Source organism: Mucilaginibacter humi (assembly GCF_013087555.1).
On the sequence record NZ_JABFCR010000044.1, the window covers coordinates 19,519 to 27,413 of the forward strand.

Below are 7,895 nucleotides of genomic sequence, written 5' to 3' on the forward strand. Positions count from 1 at the left end.
TCATGAATACTTTAATTGTCATATCTGTTTTACCTATTGTGCTTTTGTATTTAGGTTTATATAAAATGCAAAAAGCGTTGCTGCCGGTAACTATTATTGGGTTGCTTGTTGCATTGGGCTTAGCAGTAGCGCAATGGAACAATGGTGCCGTGCCTATCTATCATGGTATGATGTTATTCAATAACTTCTCTATCGCTTTTTCATCGGTTGCTATCCTGTCAACTATATTAATACTTCTACTTTCCAAAGGCTATTTTGAAAAGATAAGCAATCACGTAGCCGAGTATTACGCTATCATTTTATTCTCACTGGCGGGGATAATTGTAATGGTGTCTTACTATAACTTAACCATGCTGTTTATCGGTATCGAGATCATGTCGGTAAGCTTATACATATTGGCAGGTATTAAAAAGAACGATTTTGCATCAAATGAAGCAGCACTGAAATACTTCCTCATGGGCGCATTTTCAACCGGCTTCTTACTGTTTGGTTTCACTTTAATATATGGCGCAAGCGGTTCATTTGGTCTGGAGAATATTCAAAACTATGTAATAACGCATCAGGCAATTTCCCCACTGCTTTGTACCGGGGTAATATTGGTGATCGTAGGTTTATGCTTTAAAGTAGGTGTGGCACCGTTCCATTTCTGGACACCTGATGTTTACGAAGGTTCACCATCATTAATAACCGCGTTCATGTCAACAGTTGCAAAAACAGCCAGCTTTGCCGCATTTTTGCGCTTGTTTGCAACCTGCTTCCCATTAATAACAAACATCTGGCAGCCGGGGATAATTGCTATCGCGGTTATAACTTTATTCTTAGGGAATATCACCGCACTATATCAGCAAAGCTTTAAGCGGATGCTGGCTTATTCAAGTATCTCGCACGCCGGATATTTATTATTCGCTATTGTAGCATTGGGTGCAAACTCGGCAAATACCATATTGGTTTATGCTACTGCTTATTCTATTGCATCTATTATTGCCTTCGGCGCACTAATACTGATCCAACAGGAAACTAACGGAGATAGTTTTGACAGCTTTAACGGGTTGGGTAAGAAAAACCCGTTCTGGCATTTGTCTTAACAATAGCTATGTTATCATTAGCCGGTATACCGCTTACCGCAGGTTTTATAGGTAAGTTTTTTGCCTTTAACATGGTGATGTCTCAATATCATATTGTGTTACTGGTAATAGCTGTTATAAACGCAATTATAAGCATCTTCTATTACTTCAGGGTTATTGTAGCCATGTACTTCCGCAGTGCCGAGCGTGAGCAGATAGCGGTACCACCGTATTATATTTTTGTATTGGGCTTTGCGGCATTGGCAACCATAGTAATTGGTGTTTATCCGCAATTGGTAAGCGGTCTTATTTAGCCTCACCCAACCCTCTCCAAAGGAGAGGGCTTCGATGCAAAGCGATAACTTTAATTTAATGATCTTAAAATATAAGGGCATAAAATGCGCTGAATCTATCAGCCGTTTAAACCCCTCTCCTTTGGAGAGGGGTTGGGGTGAGGCAACTAAGCGGTCTTATTTAATACGCCATCAAAATCTCCGCAAATTTTTAATTTAATATTTGTAGTTTTACAAATATAGTGAATGGAAAATTTTTGGGAACACCTGCAAAATTTAACGGACGCTCAATCCATTTTAAGTAAGGGAGGGTTTTATTTCCTGCTTATTGTAGTTTTTGCTGAAACAGGTCTTTTTTCGGTTTCTTTTTGCCCGGTGATTATTTATTATTCATGGCCGGTTTGTTATGTTCATCCGGGATGATAGATGTATCATTGAGCACGTTAATATTGTCGGTAATATTAGCGGGTGTTTTGGGCAACTATACAGGCTATTGGTTTGGTTACCGAACGGGGCCAATGTTATTCAATAAAAACGATTCGTTGTTCTTTAAAAAGCGTTATGTTATAATAGCCGAAGAGTTTTATGCAAAACATGGCGGTATGGCATTAGTTTTAGGCAGATTTTTCCCAATAATAAGAACTTTTGCCCCTATCTTTGCAGGCGTAGTAAAAGTAGATTTTAAGAAATTTACCATTTACAATTTAGTAGGTAGTATTACCGGGTAAATAGTTTTATTTTATCCGGGTACTTTTTAGGCAGGCGATATCCGCAATTAAAAGATTACCTTGAATACGTAGTAATAGGATTAATAATAATTACAACAATTCCGCTGGTTTTTGCTTTCTTAAAAAAGCGAATGGTGAAAAGCGAAAATTAAATATATAATAGATAAATGAGTACACAACATCCATGGCACCAGGTTTCGCCGGGCGATAACATCCCTGAATTTGTAAACGCTGTAATAGAAATCCCTAAAGGATCAAAGGCTAAATATGAAATTGATAAAGAGTCGGGCTTATTAAAGCTGGACAGGGTACTGTTTTCATCAGTAATGTATCCTGCTAACTATGGCTTTATACCGCAAACTTATTGTGATGATAAAGATCCGCTGGATATATTAGTATTATGTTCTATTGATGTGTTCCCGATGGCTATCATTGAAGCCAAGATAGTGGGTGTAATGCATATGGTTGATAATGGCGAACAGGACGATAAAATCATCGCGGTAGCAAAGAATGATCCGTCAGTAAATTATATTAACGATTTACAGGAGTTACCGCCCCATGCCATGAAAGAGATCGTACGTTTCTTTAAAGACTATAAAATACTTGAAGATAAAAACGTAACCATCGAGCATATGCTTGGCAAGAAATATGCCCGGAAAGTAATTAACGAAAGTATAGAGCTATATAAGTCTACTTTCCCCGTTTACCAATAATTAATTGATGGGCCCTGAACATTACGAAATAAGTACCTTCTACATACTCGCTACCATATTTTTGGTTTTGCTTAACGGATTTTTGTCGCCGCCGAGTTTGCCATGGTTAGAGTTCGCGGTTCGCAAATTGAAATTAAAGCCAAATCAGGCAGTGCCGTTGCCAAAGTAGCACGCGGTATCCTGCATAACTTAGACGGGTATTTAGCCGCTACCCAATTGGGTATTACCATAGCGTCACTGGGTTTAGGTGTGGTGGGCGAAGAGGTGGTTACCAATGTGGTTATACGCTGTTTTTTAGCTTTTGGCATAACGCTTACTCCTCGGCTTTATTACGGCCAGCCACATCCTGGCTTTCTCGTCAATCACTATTTTACATATCGTATTTGGCGAGTTGGCCCCAAAATCAATAGCGATACAAAAATCTGTACGTACCACGCTTGCAGTTTCTGTTCCGCTTAGGTTTTTCTTTGTAGTTTTCAGGCCGTTGATCTGGCTATTAAACGGGTTTGCTAATTTTATTTTAAAACTATTTGGTATTGCTACTTTAGAAGGCGGCGAAGCGCACCATAGCTCAGAAGAATTACAGTATTTATTAGAGCAGGGTAAAGAAACGGGAGCTTTAGACTCGAACGAGCACGAGCTGATCCAAAACGTATTTGATTTTAACGAGCGCGTGGTAAAAACATCATGGTACCGCGCACTAAAATATCAGGTATCGAGATTGAGACATCTAAAGAAGAATTGTTAGAGATTCTGATAACTGAAGGCTATTCGCGCCTGCCGGTTTATGACGAGGTTATTGACAAGATAGTTGGTATTGTACACGCCAAGGATATTTTACCATTGCTGGCACGTAACGAGGAGATTGTTTTGAAGGATATTATCCGCAAGCCATATTTTATCCCCGAAACTAAAAAGATAAACGACCTGATGGCCGAACTGCAGCAAAAACGCATCCAGATAGCTATCGTGTCCGACGAGTTTGGCGGTACGGCGGGTATGGTTACGCTGGAGGATATTGTTGAAGAATTGGTAGGCGAGATCCGGGATGAGTACGACGAGGAAAAGCCAATTGTCGAAGCACTTAACGACCGTGAATTTATTGTGAACGCCCCGGCGCCGATATATGATGTAAACGGCCACCTGCCGCACGATCTGCCGGAAGATGGTGATTTCGATACCGTATCCGGTTGGTTAGGTGATATTTTTGGTAAGATCCCTGATGTTGGCGAGCAGAAAGAAGCAAACGGGTACAACATTACCGTATTGAAAAAATCTGATCAGAATATTGAATCGGTTAAATTAGAATTGCTGATAAACGAAGAGGATACAGTAGATTTACACTAATTAGAAGTAAGAAGCAAGAGCCGGGAATCAAGACTGCACAATCAGCAAAAAAATTCCAGCCTTGATTCTTGATTCTCGACTCTTGATTCTAAAAATGCATCTTTTTTATACGCCTGATATTACCCCTTCACATCCCCAGTACTTTCTTAACGAAGAGGAAAGCAAGCATGCTGTACGTGTTTTGCGGTTAGAGGTAGGCGCAGAAGTACAGTTGATTGATGGCAAGGGTGGCTTGTATACCGCCCAAATTAAAGATGCGCATCCTAAAAGAACCATCCTGCAAATTACCAATGTTGTAACGGAATACAGTAAGCGCAATCATTATCTACATATCGCTATCGCCCCAACAAAAATCTCGACCGTTTGGAATGGTTCCGGAAAAAGCTACCGAGATAGGCATTGATGAAATATCATTAATAATATGCCAGCGATCTGAACGTAAGGAAGCTAAAACCGAGCGCCTGAACAAAATTATAACCGCAGCTATAAAGCAATCGCTAAAAGCATATCACCCTATATTAAATGAGCCTATTGCTTTTAGTAAATTTTTAGCACAGTCTTTTGATGGTCAAAAGTTTATTGCCCATTGCGAGGATGGTGAAAAGCAAGCCTAAAGGCAGAACTTATCAGGCATGGGAAATACTTAATACTGATTGGCCCCGAGGGCGATTTTTCACCAGCCGAAATTGACAGCGCTTTGCATAATGGATATAAAGCCATAACTTTAGGTGAAAGCAGGCTACGTACAGAAACCGCCGCGTTGGAAGCCTGCTTTGAGGTGAATTTTTTAAATCGTTAAAATGAAAATATCCGCTTATATAGTCAGTGCCCTGATCCTGCTTTTTTGAGCAGCTTTAACGCGCCTACCTATAAAATGGCCAAGCTTAAATACAGCGGCGGCGGCGATTGGTATGGTGACAGGACGGCCTTACCCAACCTGATAAAATTTTGTAACGAAAACCTGAAAACCAATTTCCAGGCCGAGGATGATATTGTTGAACCGGGCAGCGCCCAATTGTTTAATTACCCGTTTGTTTTTTTAACCGGGCATGGTAACGTTATTTTTTCGGACCAGAAGCCGGCAATCTGCGAAAATATTTAATGGGCGGCGGATTTTTGCATATCGATGATAATTATGGGCTGGACAAGTTTATCCGCCCGCAAATGAAAAAGGTTTTCCCCGAACTTGATTTTGTAGAGCTGCCAACTAATTACCCTATTTATCATCAAAAATATCCATTCCCAAACGGGCTGCCTAAAATACATGAGCATGATGGTAAACGTCCGCAAGGTTTTGGGCTGATATATAAAGGCAGGCTGGTTTGCTATTATACATTTGAATGCGATCTGGGGAATGGCTGGGAGGATTATGGAACCTATGCTGGCGACACCCGGAAAGTCGTTTAAAAGCGCTTAAAATGGGTGCTAACCTTGTTCAATACGCACTAACCCAATAATTATATGTACCAGCTAAAAGTAAACAATAAGTTTGATTATGCTATTGAGAAAACCGGCGATGGGTTGGCGATCAACGATAACAAGGTAAAAGCCGATATCAAACAATTAAGCCCGTTAACCTGGCATGTTATTGAGCAATTACAATCGTATAACGTAGAAGTGGTAAGTTTCGATAAAGCTTTAAAGACTGCACAAATCAGGGTAAACAATAATATCTACAGCCTTACAGCAAAAGACCAATTTGATATACTGCTTGAGAAAATGGGATTAACAGGCTTAGCCAGTGCCAAAATAAGCGAGCTAAAGGCGCCAATGCCGTGGCTGGTACTAAAAGTTTTTGTTGAAGAAGGAGCGACCATACAGAAGGGCGATAGTTTATTCATCCTTGAAGCCATGAAAATGGAGAACATCATTAAATCGCCGGTTGATGCGGTTTTAAAGTCGATAAAAATAAAGCCGGGAGATAAGGTGGAGAAGGGGCAAATATTACTGCAATTTTCATAAAAAAAGCGGCCTGAATTCAGGCCGCTTTTTTTTATGTCTGCATGTATTACTTTAACTTAGTTTTCTTAATGCTGAAGTGTGGTTTGCCTCCCGGGTGTATCTCTGGTGCACCTACAAGGTCCATAGCGCAACGGAAACCAACTTCGGCACTGGCATCATCTTCGTTCATAAACCTGCGGGTAGCAGGGTTTAACCAGTAAGCCAAATCGTTCCATGAACCGCCTTTGTAAACTTTAGAGTGGTTACTTACCAAAGTTGTTGTGCCATATAAGCTGGTATTAACCGTATCAGCAAAACCTCTTGCATCCGCATTATAGGCTTTGCCTGCCAACGGATCTTTTGTAGGAGTAGCAGCAGTAACCGGAGCACCGGCAGCACCTTGCGTACCAGCGGCAGCACCTTGTTGTTGCGAAGCAATAAGCTCGGCATAGCTCATTTTTTTAGCAGCTTTAGCCGGGTCTTTTATTGGGCGGCCGTATTTGTCTTTTGCATACTTACCCGTTGCAGGGTCGGCCAAACGCTTGTCGGCAAATTCATTACCACGGAATGGGTTAAAATCATCTACATCCTCAAACGTCATCTGGCGATAGGTATCCTGCACCCATTCGTTAACGTTGCCTGCCATGTTATATAAACCAAAATCATTTGGTACATATTGCCTTACAGGCGCGGTGATCATGGCCTTATCATTTAAATATCCGCCAACACCGGCATTATCACCGGCACCACGTTTAAAGTTAGCCATTATTAAACCACGGGTAGCTTTTTTAGCAGAACGCACGCCTAAACCGTTCCATGGGTATATTTTACCATCGGTAATGTTTTCAAATTGGGTATTACCTGCTAAGGCTAAGGCAGCATATTCCCATTCGGCTTCTGTAGGTAAACGGTAAGCCGGTTTTAAAATACCATCCTCAACAATAGCTGGTCTAACAGCCCTTTTCTGTCCGGCTGCCGGTTTGCCGTTAAGGTCGGCCTTCATCTTTTTGCCGTCAATACCAACACCCCTAAACTGGTTATTTAAATACATATCTGTATTAAACGGAACTTTTGAGCATTTGCAGCAGTAGCCGGCGCGCCCTTTTTAGCAGCACGAGGGTTAATGATCATCCCTTTTCCTTGTAAAATATATTCGTTGGTACGATCTGTACGCCATTGGCAATAATCCTGAACCTGATCCCAGCTGATACCAACAACCGGGTAATCTCGGAAGGCAGGGTGACGTAAATAGTTATTTACGTAGGGTTCATTATATGATAACGGCCTGCGCCATACCAAACTATCGGGCAATGCATTATAATACAATTCATGGTCAGCAGGGAATGTAGCGCTTATCCAGTGAAGGTAATCCAACCAATCCTGATTAGAAACTTCAGTCTCATCCATATAGAAAGCCGGGATGGTTACTCTTTTGCGTACGTTGTTATACTCAAAATTGATATCCTGATCAGCACTGCCACCTAATACAAAAGTACCGCCCTCAATTGCTATCAAACCAGGCCCCGGAGCAGGGTGGGTCTGAGCAAACTTAGAGTAGCCGTATTTTTATCATTATAAGGTATTCCTGTTTTTTGCGACCTCGGAGGTTTTTTACAACCGCTTAACGATGCTACAATGCTCACCAATACTAAAGCATAAGTAAAAAGTATTTTCATATTTTTACAATATTATATATAGGGGTAAATTTATAAATTTTTTTAAATAAAAAAGTACACTTAATTCAGCGTTAATTAAACAATTAATTCGTTTGGTGCTTTTAACGTAGAAAGAGGCAGTTGTGTTGCATTT

8 protein-coding genes and 3 pseudogenes are annotated in these 7,895 nt (G+C 40.8%); 9 read left to right on the forward strand and 2 right to left on the reverse strand.

Annotated features, from left to right (window positions below):
• Positions 1-2 precede the first annotated feature (2 nt).
• From HK413_RS09980 to HK413_RS10010, 9 genes and pseudogenes are all read left to right on the forward strand, one after another.
• A pseudogene (locus tag HK413_RS09980) lies at positions 3-1,378 on the forward strand (NADH-quinone oxidoreductase subunit N).
• Positions 1,379-1,776: 398 nt separating this feature from the next.
• Complete coding sequence (locus tag HK413_RS21170) at positions 1,777-2,085, forward strand: DedA family protein (RefSeq protein ID WP_317169455.1); 309 nt, start codon at positions 1,777-1,779, stop codon at positions 2,083-2,085.
• Positions 2,086-2,252: 167 nt separating this feature from the next.
• Positions 2,253-2,798: an inorganic diphosphatase gene (locus HK413_RS09990; RefSeq protein ID WP_175270078.1), complete on the forward strand. Its 546-nt coding sequence runs from the start codon at positions 2,253-2,255 to the stop codon at positions 2,796-2,798.
• Between the two features lie 7 nt (positions 2,799-2,805).
• Positions 2,806-4,145 (forward strand): annotated as a pseudogene (locus HK413_RS09995) (hemolysin family protein).
• A 94-nt stretch (positions 4,146-4,239) separates the two neighbouring features.
• Positions 4,240-4,548 (forward strand): RNA methyltransferase PUA domain-containing protein, encoded by a 309-nt coding sequence (locus HK413_RS21175; RefSeq protein WP_317169456.1) that lies wholly within the window; start codon positions 4,240-4,242, stop codon positions 4,546-4,548.
• A complete protein-coding gene (locus HK413_RS21180; RefSeq protein WP_317169457.1) occupies positions 4,514-4,759 on the forward strand; it encodes a 16S rRNA (uracil(1498)-N(3))-methyltransferase in 246 nt (81 codons plus the stop codon). The genes HK413_RS21175 and HK413_RS21180 overlap by 35 nt, the downstream gene beginning before the upstream one ends.
• Positions 4,760-4,770: 11 nt before the next feature.
• Positions 4,771-4,944, forward strand: a complete 174-nt coding sequence (locus HK413_RS21185) for a 16S rRNA (uracil(1498)-N(3))-methyltransferase (protein ID WP_317169458.1) — start codon at positions 4,771-4,773, stop codon at positions 4,942-4,944.
• A 75-nt stretch (positions 4,945-5,019) separates the two neighbouring features.
• Positions 5,020-5,552, forward strand: a pseudogene (locus tag HK413_RS10005) (DUF4159 domain-containing protein).
• A 54-nt stretch (positions 5,553-5,606) separates the two neighbouring features.
• On the forward strand, positions 5,607-6,107 hold the full coding sequence (locus tag HK413_RS10010) for an acetyl-CoA carboxylase biotin carboxyl carrier protein subunit (RefSeq protein WP_175270079.1): 501 nt from the start codon (positions 5,607-5,609) through the stop codon (positions 6,105-6,107).
• A 46-nt stretch (positions 6,108-6,153) separates the two neighbouring features.
• Here the strand turns inward: HK413_RS10010 and HK413_RS17850 are convergent, their stop codons facing one another.
• Both HK413_RS17850 and HK413_RS17855 read right to left on the reverse strand, forming a co-directional pair.
• Positions 6,154-7,137, reverse strand: coding sequence for an SUMF1/EgtB/PvdO family nonheme iron enzyme (locus HK413_RS17850; protein WP_246230225.1), 984 nt, complete (start codon positions 7,135-7,137; stop codon positions 6,154-6,156).
• Entirely contained in the window at positions 7,128-7,601 is a 474-nt protein-coding gene (locus tag HK413_RS17855; protein ID WP_246230226.1) for an SUMF1/EgtB/PvdO family nonheme iron enzyme, read from the reverse strand. The genes HK413_RS17850 and HK413_RS17855 overlap by 10 nt, the downstream gene beginning before the upstream one ends.
• Between the last annotated feature and the right edge of the window lie 294 nt (positions 7,602-7,895).